This window comes from Geodermatophilus sp. SYSU D00696, assembly GCF_054050235.1.
On sequence record NZ_JBJGYY010000031.1, the window covers coordinates 1 to 15988 of the forward strand.

A 15988-nucleotide genomic window follows, 5' to 3' on the forward strand; every position below is an offset into this window, starting at 1 on the left:
CCCCCCCCCCCCCCCCCCCCCCCCCCCCCCCCCCCCCCCCCCCCCCCCCCCCCCCCCCCCCCCCCCCCCCCCCCCCCCCCCCCCCCCCCCCCGGGGGAGTCAGCCGCCCCAGGGGAAGCGCGGGGCGCGGCGCTCGGTGAAGGCGGCGACGCCCTCGGCGAGCTCGCCCGCGGCCGCGGTCTCCCGGTACCAGCGGCCGGCGAGCTCCTCGACCCGGTCCTCGTCGTCCCGGTCGGCGAGCGCGGCGGTGATCTCCTTGGCCGCCCGCTGGGTCAGCGCCGAGCGGGCGGCCAGCACCTCGGCGAAGCGCCGCACCTCGCCGGCGAGGTCACCGGCGGGCAGCAGCCGGTCGACCAGGCCGGTGCGCAGTGCGGTCTCGGCGTCGACCAGCTCGCCGGAGTAGAGGAGGTAGCGGGCCGTCGCCGGTCCCACCAGCCGGACGAGCTGGCGGGTCGACGTCGGGGTGAAGACGATGCCCACCTTCGCCGGGGTCACCCCGAAGACGCCGGTCGGGTCGGTGAACCGCAGGTCGCAGCAGGTGGCCAGCTCCACCCCGCCGCCGATGCAGTAGCCGCGGATCATCGCGATCGTCGGCTTCGGGAAGTCGCGCAGCGCGGCCTGCGCGGCGAGGTTGGCCTCGCGCACGTGCGCCATGGGGTCGCCGGCGTCGGGCCCGCCCAGCAGGTCGGCGATGTCGGCGCCGGCGCAGAAGACGGGCCCGGTCCCGGTGACGACGAGGACCCGCACCTCCGGGTCCTCGGCCAGCCCGGCCAGGATGCCCGGCAGCGCCGCCCACATCTCCGCGGTGAGCGCGTTGCGCTTCTCGGGACGGTCGATGGTGAGGGAGGCGACCGCGCCGTCGCGGCCGGTCCGCAGGGTCCCGGTCACCGGCTCAGCCCAGGTCGTCGGTGGCGAAGGTGTCGCACTGCGCCGGGTCGCCGGTCTCGTAGCCGGTGGTGAACCAGCGCCGGCGCTGCTCGGAGGAGCCGTGGGTGAACGCGTCCTGGTCGACCGTGCCACCGCCCAGGTTCTCCTGGATGAAGTCGTCGCCGATGCGCCCCGCCGCGTCCAGTGCCGCGTCGATGTCGGCCTGGGTGATCTCCTCGATCAGCGGGGCGCCGGACTCGTCGGGCACCGTCTCGGCGTGGTTGGCCCACGCCCCGGCGAAGCAGTCGGCCTGCAGCTCCAGGCGCACCGTGCCGCTCGTGGGCCCGGTCTCGCCCGGGGTCACCTGCTGGTTGGTCCCGAGCAGGTTCTGCACGTGGTGGCCGTACTCGTGGGCGATGACGTAGGCGTTGACGAACAGCCCGCCCTGGGCGCCGAACTGGGTGCGCAGGGTGTCGAAGAAGGTCAGGTCGATGTACACGAGCTGGTCGGCCGGGCAGTAGAACGGTCCCGAGCCGCTGGTCGCCCCGCCGCACCGGGTCTGCACCTGGCCGGAGAAGAAGACCGTGTCGGTGGGCACGTACCGGTCGCCCAGCGTCAGGGACCAGTAGTCCTGGATCGAGTCGATGTCGGCGACGACGGCGCACTCGACCGACTCGTTGGCGTCGCCGCTGTCGTCGCAGGACTGCTCGAGCGCGGTGTTGTCGGCCGTCTCGCCCTCGGCCAGGCCGCCCGAGAGCGCCCCGAGCCCGGCACCGGCGCCGCCGCTCCCGCCGCCGAGCACCTGGATCAGCACGATCACGAGGATGCCGACCAGGCCGAGCCCGCCGCCGCCGACGGCGATCCCGCGCCCGCCGCCGAGCCCGCCGCGTCCGCGCCGGTCCTGGACCGACGACGTGTCGAGCCGCCCACCCTCCCTGTACCGCATCGCCCGACCGTGCCACCGGCTCCCGGGCCCCGCGACCGGGGAGCGGCTCAGCAGCGACGCCGCCGCTCAGGCGCGCTCGGCCGGCTCCGCTCCGGTGCGCGGGGCGGCGTCGCGGTCCTCGCGCAGGAACAGGTACCAGTACGACGTCCCGACGAAGACCACCGCGCCGACCAGGTTGCCCAGGCCCGCCAGCAGCCAGTTGGTCAGGGTGTCACCCCAGTTGGCCCCCTCGACGCCGGCGAACTGCGCGGCCGGGAGGAAGAACATGTTGGCGACGACGTGGTCGAAGCCCATCGCGACGAAGGCCATGACCGGGAAGAAGACGGCGAGGATCTTCCCGGCGACGCTCGTGGCCGACAGCGACATCCACACCGCGAGGCAGACCAGCCAGTTGCAGCCGACGCCGCGCAGGAAGACCTCCCACGCGGTGTGGGAGGTCTTGCCCTCGGAGATCTCCGCCAGCCGAGCGAAGGTCAGCCCGGCGCTGCCGGTGCTGTCCGGGTCGCCGATGACGCCGGTGGAGACGGCGAGGAAGTAGGCCACGAACAGCGCGCCGAGCAGGTTGCCGCCCAGCACCAGCGTCACGTTCCGGACGACGTCGGCGACGGTGATCTTGCCGTTCATCGCGCTCAGCGGGACCAGCATCATGTTGCCGGTGGCCAGGTCGGAGCCGGCGATCAGCACCAACACCAGGCCGAGGGTGAACGCCGCGCCCATGAACAGGGTGGGCAGCGTGCCCCAGGTGTCGGCGTCCAGCCCCGAGGAGACGGTGATCGCGACCAGCGCCCCGAAGGAGATGTAGGCGCCGGCGAGGAAGGAGCTGACCAGCACCCGGTCCCAGCTGCGGTGCACCTTCTTGGCGCCGGTCGCGGCGGCGACCTTGGCGATCTCGGCGGGTTCCCTGGCGGTCATCGCGCCTCCCCGGGGACGACGGCGTCGGTGCCCGGACCGTAGCGGCACAGGACCGTCCGCGCCGCCCGGCGGCCGTGCGCGGGCACGACACGCCTAGGGTCGGGGCGTCCACCGACGCGGGAGGGGTCCATGGCGTTCTCGAACCGGGTGCGCAGCGCGCTGACGACGACGGTGCTCGCCACCGCCGCCACCGGGTTCCTCGCCGGCTGCGGCAGCGACGAGGCCGACGAGCAGGTCGCCTACTGCACCGACGAGGACGGCGAGATCGTCGACGACGACTACTGCGACGACGACTACCGCGGCCCCGGCCTGTTCTTCCTCTACCTCGGCGCCTTCCGCACCGGCCTGCCCGTGGGCACGGTGCTGCCCGCCGGCGGCACCCGCGTCGACCCGCGCGACACCGTCGCCCGCCAGCGCTACGGCCTGCCGGCGGCCGGCGCGGTGGTGGCCGGCACCCGGGTGGCCGGCGGCATCGGCTCGGGCACCGCCGGCACCGGCAGCTCGGGCTCCTGAGGCGCGGGGCGTGCGGCGCGTCGAGAGCGGCGTCGTCCGGCCCGGCTGGGAGGCCGAGATCGAGGCGCAGGGGCTGGTCTACAACCGCACCACCACCCCGGGCGGCGAGGTGCGCAGCTACTGGCGCGAGGGCCCGTACTACGACTTCACCTCCGACGAGGTCGCCCGGCTCGAGGGCTGGGTCGCCCAGCTGTTCGAGATGTGCGTCGCCGCCGGCGACCACGTGATCGAGCACGACCTGTTCGACCGGATGGGCATCCCGCTCATCGCCCGGTCGGGCATCCGCGCCACCTGGGAGTCCGAGCCGCCGAGCGTCTACGGCCGCTTCGACCTGCGCTACGACGGCTCGGGACCTCCCCGGCTGCTGGAGTTCAACGCCGACACCCCGACCGGGCTGGTCGAGTCGGCGGTCACCCAGTGGAACTGGCACCTGTTCACCGGGCAGGGCCGCGACCAGTGGAACGCGCTGCACGAGAAGCTGGTCGCCGCCTGGCAGCGCAACCTCACCCGCTGGGAGCGGCGCACCGGGCTGCGCCCGCGGGTGCACCTGGCCTGGAGCAGCGCGGACGCCTCCGGCGAGGACCGGATGACCGTCGCCTACCTCATGGACACCGTGGTGCAGGCCGGCTACGAGGCCGTCGAGCTGGTCGTCGAGGACATCGCCCTGGACTCCGGCGACGGGCGCTTCTACGACCCGGCCGGCCGCCACCTCGACGTCGTCTTCAAGCTCTACCCCTGGGAGTGGCTGGTCGACGACGAGTTCGGCGCTGCCGTCCTCGCCGACGCGGCGCGGCCCGGCGGCACGACGTGGATCGAGCCGGTCTACAAGATGCTGTGGAGCACCAAGGCGCTGCTGCCGGTGCTGTGGCGGCTCTTCGGCGGCGACCCCGTGCTCTCCGAGCTGCTGCTGCCGGCCTACTTCGCCGACGAGATGCCCTCGAGCTGGCGGGACTACGTGCGCAAGCCGCTGTGGGGCCGCGAGGGCGCCAACGTGCAGATCGTGCGCGACGGGCAGGTGGTGACGGCGCTGCCGGGCCGCTACGGCACCGAGGGGTTCGTCGTCCAGGAGTTCGCGCCGCTGCCCGACTTCGCCGGCGTCGACGGCCCGCACCACCCGGTGCTCGGCGCCTGGGTGGTCGACGGCGAGCCCGCCGGCCTCGGCATCCGTGAGAGCGACGGGCTGATCACCGACAACCTCAGCTTCTTCGTCCCGCACACCGTCGACGCCCGCTGAGCCCCCGGCTCACGCCGGCCGGTAGGTCAGCAGCGTGACGCCCGAGCGGAACGTGCGGCTGCCGGTGGCGGTGAGCCGGACGTCGGTGCCCTCGGGGAACAGCCGCCGGCCGCGGCCGAGGACCCGCGGGAAGACGAACAGCCGGTACTCGTCGACCAGCCCGGCGGCGACCAGCACGTGGCAGAGGGTGATGCTGCCGGTGACGCCCACCTCGCCGTCGCGCTCGGCCACCAGCCGGCGCACCTCCTCGACCGGGTCGCCCGACAGCACGGTGGTGTTCGCCCAGCCCGGCTCGGTGAGCGTCCGGGAGACGACGGCCTTCTCCACCGCGTCCAGGTGCGCCGAGATGCCGGTGGTGTCACCGGTCTGCTGCGGCCAGAAGCCGCGCATCTCCTCGAAGGTGCGCCGGCCGACGAGGAACACCGACTGCCCGGCCATGTGCCCGCGCACGACGTCGAGCTGGTCGTTGGCGTCGGCGCCGTCGTCCTGCGGGGCGAACCAGCCGCCGGTGGCCTCCACGACGCCGTCGAGGGTGGTGTTCTGCGTGATGACGAGCCGGCCCACGGGGCCTCCTGTCGGTCGGGGTCTGCCGAGGGGGACCGGCCCGGCGTCGCGGACTCATCGGTCCTACGGTCGGGACATGCCACTCGAGGGGGAGTACGAGCCGAGCACGCAGGGCTGGGTCCGTGACCAGGTGGAGCGCTACGAGGCCACCGGTGGCCGGGAGGCGAACACGCTGCGCGACACCGGGCTGCCGGTGGTGGTCTTCTCCACCCGGGGCGCGCGGACGGGGAAGGTGCGCAAGCAGCCGCTCATGCGCGTGGAGCACGAGGGCGCCTACGCGATGGTCGGCTCCCAGGGTGGCGCGCCGAAGGACCCGGCCTGGGTGGCCAACCTGCGCGAGCACCCCGACCAGGTGACCGTGCAGGACGGCCCGGAGCCGTGGGACGGCGTGGCCCGGGAGGTCACCGGTGAGGAACGGGCGCAGTGGTGGGAGCGGGCCGTGGCCGCCTACCCGGCCTACGCCGACTACCAGCGCCGGACCGACCGGGTGATCCCCGTCTTCGTCGTCGAGCGGAAGCGGTGGAGTCTTAGGTGAGGCTCCCTAAGGTCATCTGCCGGTGCCGGACGGTCCGGCGCCGGGAGGAGGGCAGTGGTGCTCTGGGGACGGACGGGACGCGGTCGGGTGGCCGGCGCGGTGCTGGCGGTGGCGGTGCTCAGCGGGTGCGGGTCGACGGAGGCCGTGGCGGGAGCCGAGGCGGCGCCCGCCGAGGAGACGCGCACGGTCGAGCACGCCATGGGCGAGACCGAGGTCGCCGGCACCCCCGAGCGGGTCGTCGTCCTGGACACCGGCGAGCTCGACGCCACCCTGGCGCTGGGCGTCACGCCGGTCGGCGCGGTCCGCACCGACGTCAGCGACGAGCTGCCCGGGTTCGTGACGGCGGCCGGCGCCGACCCCGCCGACATCGCCGCCGTGGGCACCATCGCCGAGCCGGACCTGGAGGCCATCGCGGCGCTCGAGCCCGACCTCATCCTGTCCAACTCGGTGCGGCACGCCGACGTCTACGAGCAGCTGGCGGGCATCGCCCCCACCGTCTTCGCCGAGACGATCGGGGAGAGCTGGCAGGAGAACCTGCTGCTGGCCGGCGAGGCGCTCGGTCGCGAGGAGCAGGCGCAGGAGCTGCTCGACGCCTACACCTCCCGGGCCGCGGAGGTCGGCGCCCTCTACGGGGACCCGGCGGCGACGGAGGTCAGCGTCGCCCGGTTCCTCGACGGCACGCTCGTCCGGCTCTACGGCGAGGGCTCGTTCATCGGGTCGGTGCTGGCCGACGTCGGCTTCGCCCGGCCGGAGGTGCAGCGCACCGCCGAGACCTTCGTCGAGGTCTCGCCCGAGCAGGTCACGCAGGCCGACGGCGACCTGCTGTTCCACGGCGCCTACGGGGAGGCGGGGGCGACGGCTGCCGCGCAGGTCACCGGCGGGCCGCTGTGGCAGTCGATCCCCGCGGTCGCCGAGGGGCGGTCCTTCGCCGTCGACGACGACCGCTGGTTCCTCGGCCTCGGCCCGCTCGGCGCCGGCCTGGTCCTCGACGACCTCGAGGAGCTGGCCGGCCGGCCGGCCTGACGCTCCCGCGCCGTCGCCGGCGGCTCAGAACCCGGCGACGGCGTGCGGGGTGTAGGGCTCCTCGAGCCGCGCGACCTCGTCGTCGGTGAGGTGCAGGTCGACGGCGGCGACGGCGTCGTCGAGGTGCCCGACCTGCGTGACACCGACGATCGGTGCGGTCACGACCGGCTTGGCGAGCAGCCAGGCCAGCGCCACCTGCGCCCGCGGGACGCCGCGCTCGCGGGCCACCTCGGCCACCCGCTCGACGATCGCGCGGTCGCTGCGCTCGTCGTAGAGGCGGTTGCCGAAGGCGTCGTTGCGCGAGCGGTGCGTCGTCTCGTCCCAGTCGCGGGTGAGCCGGCCGCGGGCCAGCGGGCTCCACGGGACCACGCCGATGCCCTGGTCGGCGCACAGCGGCAGCATCTCCCGCTCCTCCTCGCGGTTGAGCAGGTTGTAGTGGTCCTGCATCGACACGAAACGGTGCCAGCCGTGCTGGCCGGCGGTGGACAGCGCCTTGGCGAACTGCCAGGCCCACATGCTGCTCGCACCGAGGTAGCGGACCTTGCCCGAGCGGACACACGCGTCCAGCGCCTCGAGCGTCTCCTCGACCGGTGTGTGCGGGTCCCAGCGGTGGATCTGGTAGAGGTCGACGTGGTCGACCTGAAGCCGCCGCAGGCTCGCCTCGAGCTCGCGCAGGACGGCCACGCGGGACAGCCCGCCGCCGTTGGGGCCCGGGCGCATCCGGCCGTGCACCTTGGTGGCCAGGACGACGTCGTCGCGGCTGGTGAACGCGCGGATCGCCCGCCCGGTGATCTCCTCGCTGGAGCCGGCCGAGTAGACGTTGGCGGTGTCGAGGAAGGTCACGCCGGCCTCGAGGGCGCGGCGGATGAGCGGCATCGCCTCGTGCTCGGGCAGGCTCCACGGGGTCATCCCGCGCTCCGGCTCGCCGAAGCTCATCATCCCGAGGCAGATCCGCGAGACCTCCAGGCCGGTGGCGCCCAGCCGCGTGTACTGCATGCGCCCACCCTGCTGCGGCGGCCGGTCGCCCGCGACCGCGCCCACGTGCGCCTTGCCGGGGTCGAGGGCGGCGCTCCTGCGGACATCCGTCGGCGCTCCTGCGGTGTTCTCGACACTCCTGCGGTGTCACAGCACCGCAGGAGTGCGCGCAGCACCGCAGGAGTCGGCGTGGACCCTGCGGCGGCCGGTCGCCTGCGACCGCGCCCGCCCGGGTGCGCGTTGCCGGTGTTCCTCGTGTATTGCCGGCCCTGCAGCGCCCGCAGTGCACGAGGAACGCGGGCAGTGCGGTGCTCAAGGCAACCGCCCGGGCAGTGCGGCGCTCCGGGCAGCTGCGCGGGCAGTGCGGTGCTCAGGGCAGCTGCGCGGCCAGCTCCGGCACCCGCTCGGCAACGCCGTCGGGGAAGGCGGTGAAGGGCTCGGCGGTCACCGTCCGCTTCGCGCCCGTGCCCGTCCACCGCCACGTGCCGACCGCGCAGCCGCCGGTGACCACGGTGGGGCGGAAGACACCGTTGCCGCCCGGGACGATCCGGTCGGCGTGCTCGGCGGGCACGGTGCAGGTGCGGTCGGCGTAGCCCAGCACCACCTCGTCGAAGCCGGGGAGCAGGTGCACGCCCTCGGCCTCGGCGCGACAGGCGGCCAGCCGGTCGGGGGTCTCGGGGTCCATCAGCATCTCGGTGCCGTCGACGTCGACCGCCGCCAGCCGGTCGCGCACCAGCGCGAGGCCGGCCCGGACGTCGCGCACCGTCGTCCCCGCCCAGCGGACCAGGTCGGCGACGGTGGCCGGCCCGTGCCCGGTGAAGAAGCGCAGCGCCAGCTCCCCCCGGGCCTCCTCGCCGGTGAGCCGCCGGGGCCGCGGCACCCACTCGTCGAGCAGCACGAACGCCTGGTCGCCGCCCTCGGGCGGGCCGAGGACCAGCGTCCCGGTCTGCGCGAGGTACCACAGCGTGTGGTAGCCCTTCTGGCCCGCGACGTCACAGCCGCCCTCGGCCAGCGCGGCCAGCAGCTCCCGCCGGCCCAGCCGCCGCCCGCCGGTGAGCGCGGCCACGGCCGTCCCCCGCGAGCGCTCGAGGTCGGCCTCGGTGAGCCCGACGACCGCCCGTCGCCTGGCCGCGCCCGCGAGCGGGCGGGCGCCGAGCAGGTCGAGCATCCAGTGCAGGTCCTCGGCGGCGGTGAGGTGCAGGGTGCCGCGCATCGGCCACGAGCGGACGACGGCGCCGGTCTCCAGCGCCGCCTCGACCCCGGCCCGCGACCGGTCGGCGGTGCGCAGCGCCACCGACGTCACCGCGCCCGGCCAGTCCTGCCCCTGGACGGCGAGCAGCCCGCGGACGGCGGCCGCGGCATCGGGGAACGGCGCACCGGCCACCCGCTGGGCCACCAGCCGCAGCAGCGCGACCTCGCTCAGCGGGACCGACGGCGTCGTCATGGCGCGACCCTGCCACGGGGCACCGACGCACCGGCGCGGTCAGCGCACGAGGTGCAGGTGGACCATGTCCTCCGCGTCGGGCTCGGTGGTCAGCGGCGTGAACCCGGCGGCGGCCGCCGCGCGCAGGCTGGCGGTGTTGTCCGGCTCGATGCCGAGGACGAACTGCTCGACGTCGGCGGTCGCAGGTGCTGCGACCAGGGCCCGCAGCGTGGCCGCGCCGATCCCGCGGCCGCGGCGGGACGGGGCGACGACGTAGGCCGCGCCCATCGTGCGCCGGGGGTCGGTGGACAGGACCCGCTCGGCCGCCGGGTCCCACTCCGTCCAGCGGTCGTAGACGTCGCCGCCGACCTGCGCGACCACCACGCCGTCGCCGTCGAGGGCGACGAAGGCGCACGAGCGCAGCACCCGCCGGCCGCGGAACTCGTCGGTCCACACGGTGCTGCGCAGCGCCAGCTCCCGGGCGGGCCAGTCCCGCCCGCCCAGCCGGCGCCGGGTCTCCGCGTCGTCGAACCACGGCAGCACCCCGGGCAGGTGCTCCGGCTCGAACGGGACCAGCCGGACGGTGTCCACCCGTGCCAGCGTGGCCCGGGCCCGCACCGCCCGCACCCGCGGCGCTGACAGACTGCCGCCCGTGCAGGCGGAGGACTGGGACGCGCGCTACGCCGAGCGGCAGCAGTGGTCGGGGGAGCCCAACCCGCTGGTCGCCGAGCTCGTGGGGGACCTGCCGTCGGGCGACGCGGTCGACCTGGCCGCGGGGGAGGGGCGGCACGCGCTGTGGCTGACGCGGCTGGGCTGGCGCGCCACCGCCGTCGACTTCTCCGCCACCGGGCTGGCCCGCGGGCAGGCCCAGTCCGGCGCCGACCGGGTCACCTGGGTGACCGCCGACGTGACCACCTGGTCGGCGCCGCCCGGATCGACCGACCTCGTGCTGGTCGCCTACCTGCACCTGCCGGACCCGGCGATGACCGACCTGCTGCGGCGCGCCGTCGGCTGGCTGCGGCCCGGCGGGCGGTTCCTGCTGCTCGGCCACGACGTCGACAACCTCGCGCACGGCGTCGGCGGGCCGCAGGACCCCGCGATCCTGCACAGCGCCGCCCGGCTGGCGCCGGTGGCCGGGCTGCTCGACGTCGACCGGCTCGAGCAGGTGCGCCGGGAGACCCCGGCCGGCACCGCCCTGGACACCCTGCTGTGGGGCCGGCGACCGGGCCGATCCGTCGGCTCCGGCCGGTAGCGTCGCGGGCGTGATGGGGATGGGCGGGGCCGGCGGTCCGGGAGCCGAGCGGCGACGGCGGCTGGTGGCCATCGTCGTCGTCGTCGCGCTGGTGGTGGCCGCGGGCGCCACCGTGCTCAGCCTCGTCCTGCAGTGAGGAGGTCTGCCGTGACCGACCCGATCGAGGAGTGGTTCGCCGCGGCCGGTCCGCGGGCCGACGAGCTGCGCCGCGTCGACGCGCTCGTGCGGGAGGCCGCGCCCGGGCTCGACCGGCAGCTCGTGCCCGCGGGCTCCGGGCGGGTGCTCGGCTACGGGCTGATGCCCTACCGGCCGCGGTCGGCGAAGGAGACGACGTCGTGGCCGCTGGTCGCCCTCGCGGCGCAGAAGCGGCACCTGTCGCTGTACGTCTGCGCCGTCGTCGACGGGCAGTACCTGCCCGAGACGCGCGCCGAGCGGCTGGGGAGGGTCTCGTGCGGTCGCAGCTGCGTCCGGTTCACCTCCCTCGACCGCGTCGACGCGGGGGAGCTGAGCGCGCTGGTCCGCGACGCCGCGGCGGTCACCGCGGCCGGCGACAACGCCTACTTCTCGATCTGATCGCCGCCGGGTGGACCTTGGTCCCTGGTGCCGCTGGGACAGGAGGGCCAGTCTGGTCCCACGGGGAGTAACGGAACCGCAACGGACGAGAGGGCGCGCCTGCGCATGACCGCGAGCACCGAGCACGCTCCCGCCGTCGACACGTCCGTCGTCGAGGCGGTCGCCCGTCTCGTGGAGGAGTTCCGTCCGCGGGTGCGACCGCACGTCGTGGGCTCGGTCGTGGCGTCCTGCCGCCGCGACCTCAGCGGCGTCCCGGTCACCGCGCTGCCCGAGCTGGTCGAGCGGCTGGCGCGCACCCGCCTGGAATCGGTCCGCTGAGAGCCGTCGGCTGAATCCGCTTGCCCCGTCGCCGACGATGACCGGGTGGGTTCCGTCGACGTGAGCGGGGTCCGGCACACGCTGCCGGACGGCCGGGTGCTGCTGGACGACGTCTCCTTCCGCGTGGGGGACGGCGCCCGCGCGGCGCTGGTCGGGGAGAACGGCGCCGGGAAGACGACGCTGCTGCGGATCATCGCCGGGGACCTCGTGCCCGAGGTCGGGGCGGTCGCCCGCAGTGGCGGCCTGGGCGTCATGCGGCAGTTCATCGGCTCGGTCCGCGACGACACCACCGTGCAGCGCTTCCTCGTCGATCTGTCCGCCCCGGCCGTGCGCGAGGCCTGGCACGCCGTGGAGGCCGCCGAGCTGGCCCTCATGGAGACCGACGACGAGCCCGCGCAGCTCGCATACGCCGACGCGCTGGCGCAGTGGGGCGACGCCGGCGGCTACGACGCCGAGGTCACCTGGGACACGGTGACCGTCGCGGCGCTCGGCGTGCCCTACGACCGGTGCAAGTATCGGGAGCTGTCCACGCTGTCGGGCGGCGAGCAGAAGCGGCTGGCCCTCGAGGCGCTGCTGCGCGGGCCCGAGCAGGTGCTGCTGCTCGACGAGCCGGACAACTACCTCGACGTCCCGGGCAAGCGCTGGCTGGAGGAGCGGCTGCTCGAGACCCGCAAGACGGTGCTGTTCGTCAGCCACGACCGCGAGCTGCTCGCGCGGGTCGCCGACCGGGTGGTCACCGTCGAGGGCGGGACCGCGTGGGTGCACGGCGGCGGCTTCACGACCTACCCGGAGGCCCGCGCGGCGCGGCACGAGCGGATGGCCGAGCTGCGGCTGCGCTGGGACGAGGAGCACCAGCGGCTGGTCGACCTGGTGCGCACGCTGCAGCAGCAGGCGGCCAACTCGCCGGACATGGCCTCGCGCTACCGCGCCATGCAGACGCGGCTGGCGAAGTTCGAGGCCGCGGGCCCGCCGCCGGACCGGCCGCCGGAGCAGAAGGTGGCCATGCGGCTGCGCGGCGGCCGCACCGGGCAGCGCGCCGTCATGGCCGAGCAGCTGGAGCTGACCGGGTTGATGCAGCCGTTCGACCTGGAGGTCTGGTACGGCGACCGGGTCGGCGTGCTGGGCGCGAACGGCGCGGGCAAGTCGCACTTCCTGCGGCTGCTGGCCGGCCAGGACGTCGCGCACACCGGGTCCTGGCGGCTCGGCGCCCGCGTCGTCCCCGGCTTCTTCGCCCAGACCCACGCGCACCCCGAGTGGCTCGACCGCACGCCGGTGGACCTGCTCTGGCACGGCGAGCCCGGCCGGCCGGGCGTCGACCGCGGCCGGGCGATGGCGGTGCTGCGCCGCTACGGGCTCACCGACTCCGCCGACCAGCCGTTCCGCACGATGTCGGGCGGGCAGCAGGCGCGGTTCCAGATCCTGGTGCTGGAGCTGTCGGGCGCCACGCTGCTGCTCCTCGACGAGCCCACGGACAACCTCGACGTGATCTCGGCGGAGTCGCTGGAGGAGGCGCTGGCCGCTTTCGACGGCACCGTGCTCGCGGTGACCCACGACCGGTGGTTCGCGCGCTCGTTCGACCGGTTCCTGGTCTTCGGCGCCGACGGCCGGGTGTACGAGTCGGCCGAGCCGGTGTTCGACGAGACCCGGGTCGTCCGCGCCCGCTGACCGCTGTCAGGCTGCCTGGACAGTCAGGGCAGCCTGACGGATGCTGGGGCATGGACGTCGACGAGCTCGAGCGGCAGCACACCCTCGCCAGCGCCGTCCGGCGGTACGACGAGCTGCGGGCCCGCGACTCGCTGGCCGATCCCGACGACCCGGCCGGCCCGCGCCCGCTCACCCGCGGGGAAGCGCTGGAGCTGCTGGCCCTGGGTGAGGTCATCGCCCGCCGGGCCGCCCAGGGCCGGCAGCTCACGGTGCGCACGGCGCGGGCCACCGGTGCGTCGTGGGCGCAGATCGGCCGGGCGTTGGGATCCACCCGCCAGTCGGCGTGGGAGGCGCACCGCCGGTGGATCGACACACAGGTCCACCACCCCGAGGGCTCGGGCGGGTTCACCGAGGACGAGGCCGCCGAGGCGAGGGCCCTGCTGGCCAACGACGCCGATTGACGAAGGCGTCTCGTCGATCATCGGGTGTGTGCACGTCCGAGCGGCGTGTCCGGCCGTGTCGCGTGCACGCATCCGATGATCGACACGGAGGGCCACCCGCAGCGTCAGCCGAACGCGCGGCCCTCGCCCCGGTAGGTCGGGACGGCGCCGGTCAGCCGGTCGCCGACCAGCGTGTGCAGGACGTCGACGTGCTCGCACAGCTCGCCGGCCTTGGCGTGCCGGAACCACACCCGGTCGCCGACCGCGAGCCCGCCGGCGCCCGGACCCCGCAGCGGCGTCTGCACCTCCCCGGCGCCCTCGGTGCCGAGCAGTCGCAGCCCCGCCGGGTGCACCGGGCGCGGGGAGCGGTCGGGGCCGGGCGGGCCGGACGCGATCCAGCCCCCCGCCGCCACGGTGACGATCCCGGGTGCCGGGCGGCGGGTGACCGGCAGCGCGAACAGCAGGGCCGGCTGGCCGCGGACGGCGCGGTAGCCGTCGAAGAGCGTCGGCTGGTAGAGCCCCGACCCGGCGGCCACCTCGGTCACCGACGGGTCGGCCGCGGTCCGTTCCAGGCTGCCGGTGCCGCCGCCGTTGACGAACTCGAGCGGCGCCACCGCCGACACGGCGGCCACCATCGCGGCGCGCCGCCGCACCAGCTCGCGCATCGACAGCGCCTGCACCCCGCGCACCGCCAGGGCGCGCACCGGCCGCCCGGGCGGGGCGTCGGGGACCCCGGCCACCTGCGCCTCGTAGGCCATCAGCCCCACCAGCGTGAACCCGGCCCGGCCGTGCACCGTGCGGGCCAGCGCCGCGGCACCGGCCGGGTCGTGCACCGGCGACCGGCGCACGCCGAGGTGGACCCGCCCGCCGCCGGCGCGCAGCGAGGCGTCGAGGTCGAGGCACACCCGCACCGGCGGGCGGGTCCCGGGGGCGGCGAGGGCGTCGACGAGGTCGAGCTGGTCGGGGGAGTCGACCACCAGCGTCACCCGGGCGGCGAGCGCCGGGTCGGCCACCAGCCGGCGCAGCGCGGCCCGGTCGGCCGAGGGGTAGCCGACGACGACGTCCTCGCACACCGGGTCCTCGCCGCCGGCCAGCCACAGGGCCTCGGCCAGCGAGTAGGCCAGCACGCCCGCGAAGCCCGGCCGCGCCAGCACCCGCCGCAGCACCGCGCGGCTGCGCACGGACTTGCTCGCCACCCGCACCGGCCGCCCGCCCGCCCGGCGGACCAGCGCGGCGGCGTTCGCGTCGAGGGCGTCGAGGTCGAGGACGGCGAGCGGCGGGTCGAGGTCGGCGGTCGCGGCGTCGAGCCGGGCCCGCGCCGGGGCGGTCACGGCACCGGAGCCTCCCGGGCGGGAGCGGAGCGGGGCAAGGCCCTCGACGGGTGGAGCCGGGCCGGACACACTGCCGCGGACACCGGAGGAGGACGACGTGGCGGGCAGCCGACGCACGGGCACCTGGCGCAACTGGGCGGGCGACCAGCGGGCGACCGGGCTCACCGTCGTCACCCCGGCCGACACGGAGGCGATCGCCGCGGAGCTGCGGGCGGCCGGTGGCGCGGGCCGCCGCGTGACCGCCCTGGGCAGCGGCCACTCGTTCAGCGGCATCGGCCGGCCCGAGGACGTCGCGCTGAGCCTGCGCCGGCACGCCGCGCTGCTCGACGTCGACGACGCCGGCCTGGTCACCGTGCAGGCCGGCATGTTGCTGCACCGGCTGGGCGCCGAGCTCGCCCGGCGCGGCTGGGCGCTGACCAACCTCGGCGACGTCGACCGGCAGACCGTGGCCGGCGCGGTGTCCACCGGCACGCACGGCACCGGCGCCCGCTTCGGCGGCCTGGCCACCCAGCTGCGGGCGCTCGAGCTGGTCACCGCCGACGGCGCCGTGCTGCGCTGCTCACCGACCGAGCACCCCGACGTCTTCTCCGCCGCCCGCGTGGGGCTCGGCGCGCTGGGCGTGCTGAGCACGGTGACGCTGCAGGCCGTGCCGGCCTTCGCGCTGCGGGCCGAGGAGGGCCCGGCGCGGCTGCCGGACCTGCTGGCCGCCTTCGACGAGGTCATGACCTCGACCGACCACGTCGAGTTCTACTGGTTCCCGCACACCGACCGGTGCGTGACCAAGCGCAACACCCGGGTGCCACTGTCGGAGCTGGCGCCACCGTCCCGGGTGCGGGCGCTGTGGGACGGCGAGGTGCTGGCCAACGCCGGGTTCGCCGCCGTCGTCGCGACCGGTCGCCGGGTGCCCGCGCTGGTCCCGCCCCTCGCCCGCCTCTCGGCCGGCGCCTTCAGCAGGCGCCCCCACACCGACCTCGCCCACCGGGTGTTCGTCGCGCGCCGGCGGGTCCGGTTCCGCGAGATGGAGTACGCCGTCCCGCGGGCGGCCGCCCCGGGGGTGCTCGCCGAGCTGCGCCGGGTGGTCGACGCCGGGCCGTGGCGCATCCCGTTCCCCGTCGAGGTGCGGGTCGCCGCCGCCGACGACGTCCCCCTGTCGACCGCGTTCGGGCGGGACACCGCCTACGTCGCCGTCCACGTGCCCGCCCGCAGCGAGCCCGGCGGTTACTTCTCGGCGTTCGAGGCGATCGCCGCCGCGGTCGGCGGACGGCCGCACTGGGGCAAACAGCACGGCCTGGACGCGGCCGCGCTGGCCGCCCGGTACCCGCGGTTCGGCGAGTTCACCGCGCTGCGGGCCCGGCTCGACCCCGCCGGCGTGCTCGGCAACGCGCACCTCGACCGGGTGCTCGGCCCGGTCGCGCAGCCCGCCGGGCGGACCTGAGCG

At 75.9% G+C, this 15988-nt stretch carries 19 protein-coding genes; 11 read left to right on the forward strand and 8 right to left on the reverse strand.

What is annotated here, in order from left to right; translation table 11 throughout:
- Nucleotides 1-99 precede the first annotated feature (99 nt).
- From ACI79O_RS17845 to ACI79O_RS17855, 3 genes are all read right to left on the reverse strand, one after another.
- A complete protein-coding gene (locus tag ACI79O_RS17845; RefSeq protein ID WP_456889793.1) occupies nucleotides 100-888 on the reverse strand; it encodes an enoyl-CoA hydratase/isomerase family protein in 789 nt (262 codons plus the stop codon).
- 4 nt (nucleotides 889-892) lie between these two features.
- The gene (gene ypfJ, locus ACI79O_RS17850) at nucleotides 893-1813 is read right to left on the reverse strand and encodes a KPN_02809 family neutral zinc metallopeptidase (protein WP_456889789.1); all 921 of its coding nucleotides are present in this window, start codon (nucleotides 1811-1813) and stop codon (nucleotides 893-895) included.
- Nucleotides 1814-1879: 66 nt separating this feature from the next.
- Entirely contained in the window at nucleotides 1880-2725 is an 846-nt protein-coding gene (locus ACI79O_RS17855; RefSeq protein WP_456889785.1) for a formate/nitrite transporter family protein, read from the reverse strand.
- A gap of 129 nt (nucleotides 2726-2854) precedes the next feature.
- On the opposite strand from ACI79O_RS17855, the gene ACI79O_RS17860 reads away from it, so the two are divergent.
- Both ACI79O_RS17860 and ACI79O_RS17865 read left to right on the forward strand, forming a co-directional pair.
- On the forward strand, nucleotides 2855-3238 hold the full coding sequence (locus ACI79O_RS17860) for a hypothetical protein (RefSeq protein ID WP_456873540.1): 384 nt from the start codon (nucleotides 2855-2857) through the stop codon (nucleotides 3236-3238).
- Nucleotides 3239-3248: 10 nt separating this feature from the next.
- A complete protein-coding gene (locus ACI79O_RS17865) occupies nucleotides 3249-4472 on the forward strand; it encodes a glutathionylspermidine synthase family protein (RefSeq protein ID WP_456914811.1) in 1224 nt (407 codons plus the stop codon).
- A gap of 9 nt (nucleotides 4473-4481) precedes the next feature.
- Here ACI79O_RS17865 and ACI79O_RS17870 read toward each other — a convergent pair whose 3' ends face one another.
- Entirely contained in the window at nucleotides 4482-5036 is a 555-nt protein-coding gene (locus ACI79O_RS17870) for a dihydrofolate reductase family protein (protein ID WP_456914812.1), read from the reverse strand.
- Between the two features lie 76 nt (nucleotides 5037-5112).
- Here ACI79O_RS17870 and ACI79O_RS17875 point away from each other — a divergent pair, with 76 nt between their 5' ends.
- Together ACI79O_RS17875 and ACI79O_RS17880 are read left to right on the forward strand one after the other, a co-directional pair.
- Complete coding sequence (locus tag ACI79O_RS17875) at nucleotides 5113-5571, forward strand: nitroreductase family deazaflavin-dependent oxidoreductase (protein ID WP_456914813.1); 459 nt, start codon at nucleotides 5113-5115, stop codon at nucleotides 5569-5571.
- Between the two features lie 57 nt (nucleotides 5572-5628).
- Nucleotides 5629-6594: an ABC transporter substrate-binding protein gene (locus tag ACI79O_RS17880; RefSeq protein WP_456914814.1), complete on the forward strand. Its 966-nt coding sequence runs from the start codon at nucleotides 5629-5631 to the stop codon at nucleotides 6592-6594.
- 24 nt (nucleotides 6595-6618) lie between these two features.
- On the opposite strand, the gene ACI79O_RS17885 is transcribed toward ACI79O_RS17880, so the two are convergent.
- From ACI79O_RS17885 to ACI79O_RS17895, 3 genes are all read right to left on the reverse strand, one after another.
- Nucleotides 6619-7590 (reverse strand): aldo/keto reductase, encoded by a 972-nt coding sequence (locus ACI79O_RS17885; RefSeq protein ID WP_456914815.1) that lies wholly within the window; start codon nucleotides 7588-7590, stop codon nucleotides 6619-6621.
- 349 nt (nucleotides 7591-7939) lie between these two features.
- Nucleotides 7940-9013, reverse strand: coding sequence for a winged helix DNA-binding domain-containing protein (locus ACI79O_RS17890; protein WP_456914816.1), 1074 nt, complete (start codon nucleotides 9011-9013; stop codon nucleotides 7940-7942).
- A 39-nt stretch (nucleotides 9014-9052) separates the two neighbouring features.
- Nucleotides 9053-9583 (reverse strand): GNAT family N-acetyltransferase, encoded by a 531-nt coding sequence (locus ACI79O_RS17895; protein WP_456914817.1) that lies wholly within the window; start codon nucleotides 9581-9583, stop codon nucleotides 9053-9055.
- Between the two features lie 61 nt (nucleotides 9584-9644).
- On the opposite strand from ACI79O_RS17895, the gene ACI79O_RS17900 reads away from it, so the two are divergent.
- From ACI79O_RS17900 to ACI79O_RS17925, 6 genes are all read left to right on the forward strand, one after another.
- Nucleotides 9645-10244, forward strand: coding sequence for a class I SAM-dependent methyltransferase (locus ACI79O_RS17900; RefSeq protein WP_456914818.1), 600 nt, complete (start codon nucleotides 9645-9647; stop codon nucleotides 10242-10244).
- 10 nt (nucleotides 10245-10254) lie between these two features.
- Nucleotides 10255-10380 carry a hypothetical protein gene (locus ACI79O_RS17905; RefSeq protein WP_456889767.1) on the forward strand — a complete coding sequence of 42 codons (126 nt, stop codon included), beginning with the start codon at nucleotides 10255-10257 and terminating at the stop codon, nucleotides 10378-10380.
- Nucleotides 10381-10391: 11 nt separating this feature from the next.
- The gene (locus ACI79O_RS17910; RefSeq protein ID WP_456889766.1) at nucleotides 10392-10817 is read left to right on the forward strand and encodes a DUF1801 domain-containing protein; all 426 of its coding nucleotides are present in this window, start codon (nucleotides 10392-10394) and stop codon (nucleotides 10815-10817) included.
- Nucleotides 10818-10922: 105 nt separating this feature from the next.
- Nucleotides 10923-11135, forward strand: a complete 213-nt coding sequence (locus ACI79O_RS17915; protein ID WP_456873529.1) for a three-helix bundle dimerization domain-containing protein — start codon at nucleotides 10923-10925, stop codon at nucleotides 11133-11135.
- A gap of 45 nt (nucleotides 11136-11180) precedes the next feature.
- Nucleotides 11181-12800, forward strand: coding sequence for an ABC-F family ATP-binding cassette domain-containing protein (locus ACI79O_RS17920; protein ID WP_456914819.1), 1620 nt, complete (start codon nucleotides 11181-11183; stop codon nucleotides 12798-12800).
- A 50-nt stretch (nucleotides 12801-12850) separates the two neighbouring features.
- Nucleotides 12851-13240 carry a hypothetical protein gene (locus ACI79O_RS17925; RefSeq protein ID WP_456889761.1) on the forward strand — a complete coding sequence of 130 codons (390 nt, stop codon included), beginning with the start codon at nucleotides 12851-12853 and terminating at the stop codon, nucleotides 13238-13240.
- Nucleotides 13241-13344: 104 nt separating this feature from the next.
- On the opposite strand, the gene ACI79O_RS17930 is transcribed toward ACI79O_RS17925, so the two are convergent.
- Complete coding sequence (locus tag ACI79O_RS17930; protein WP_456914820.1) at nucleotides 13345-14550, reverse strand: alanine racemase; 1206 nt, start codon at nucleotides 14548-14550, stop codon at nucleotides 13345-13347.
- 97 nt (nucleotides 14551-14647) lie between these two features.
- Between ACI79O_RS17930 and ACI79O_RS17935 the strand changes: the two genes are divergently transcribed.
- Entirely contained in the window at nucleotides 14648-15985 is a 1338-nt protein-coding gene (locus ACI79O_RS17935; protein ID WP_456914821.1) for a D-arabinono-1,4-lactone oxidase, read from the forward strand.
- Nucleotides 15986-15988 lie beyond the last annotated feature (3 nt).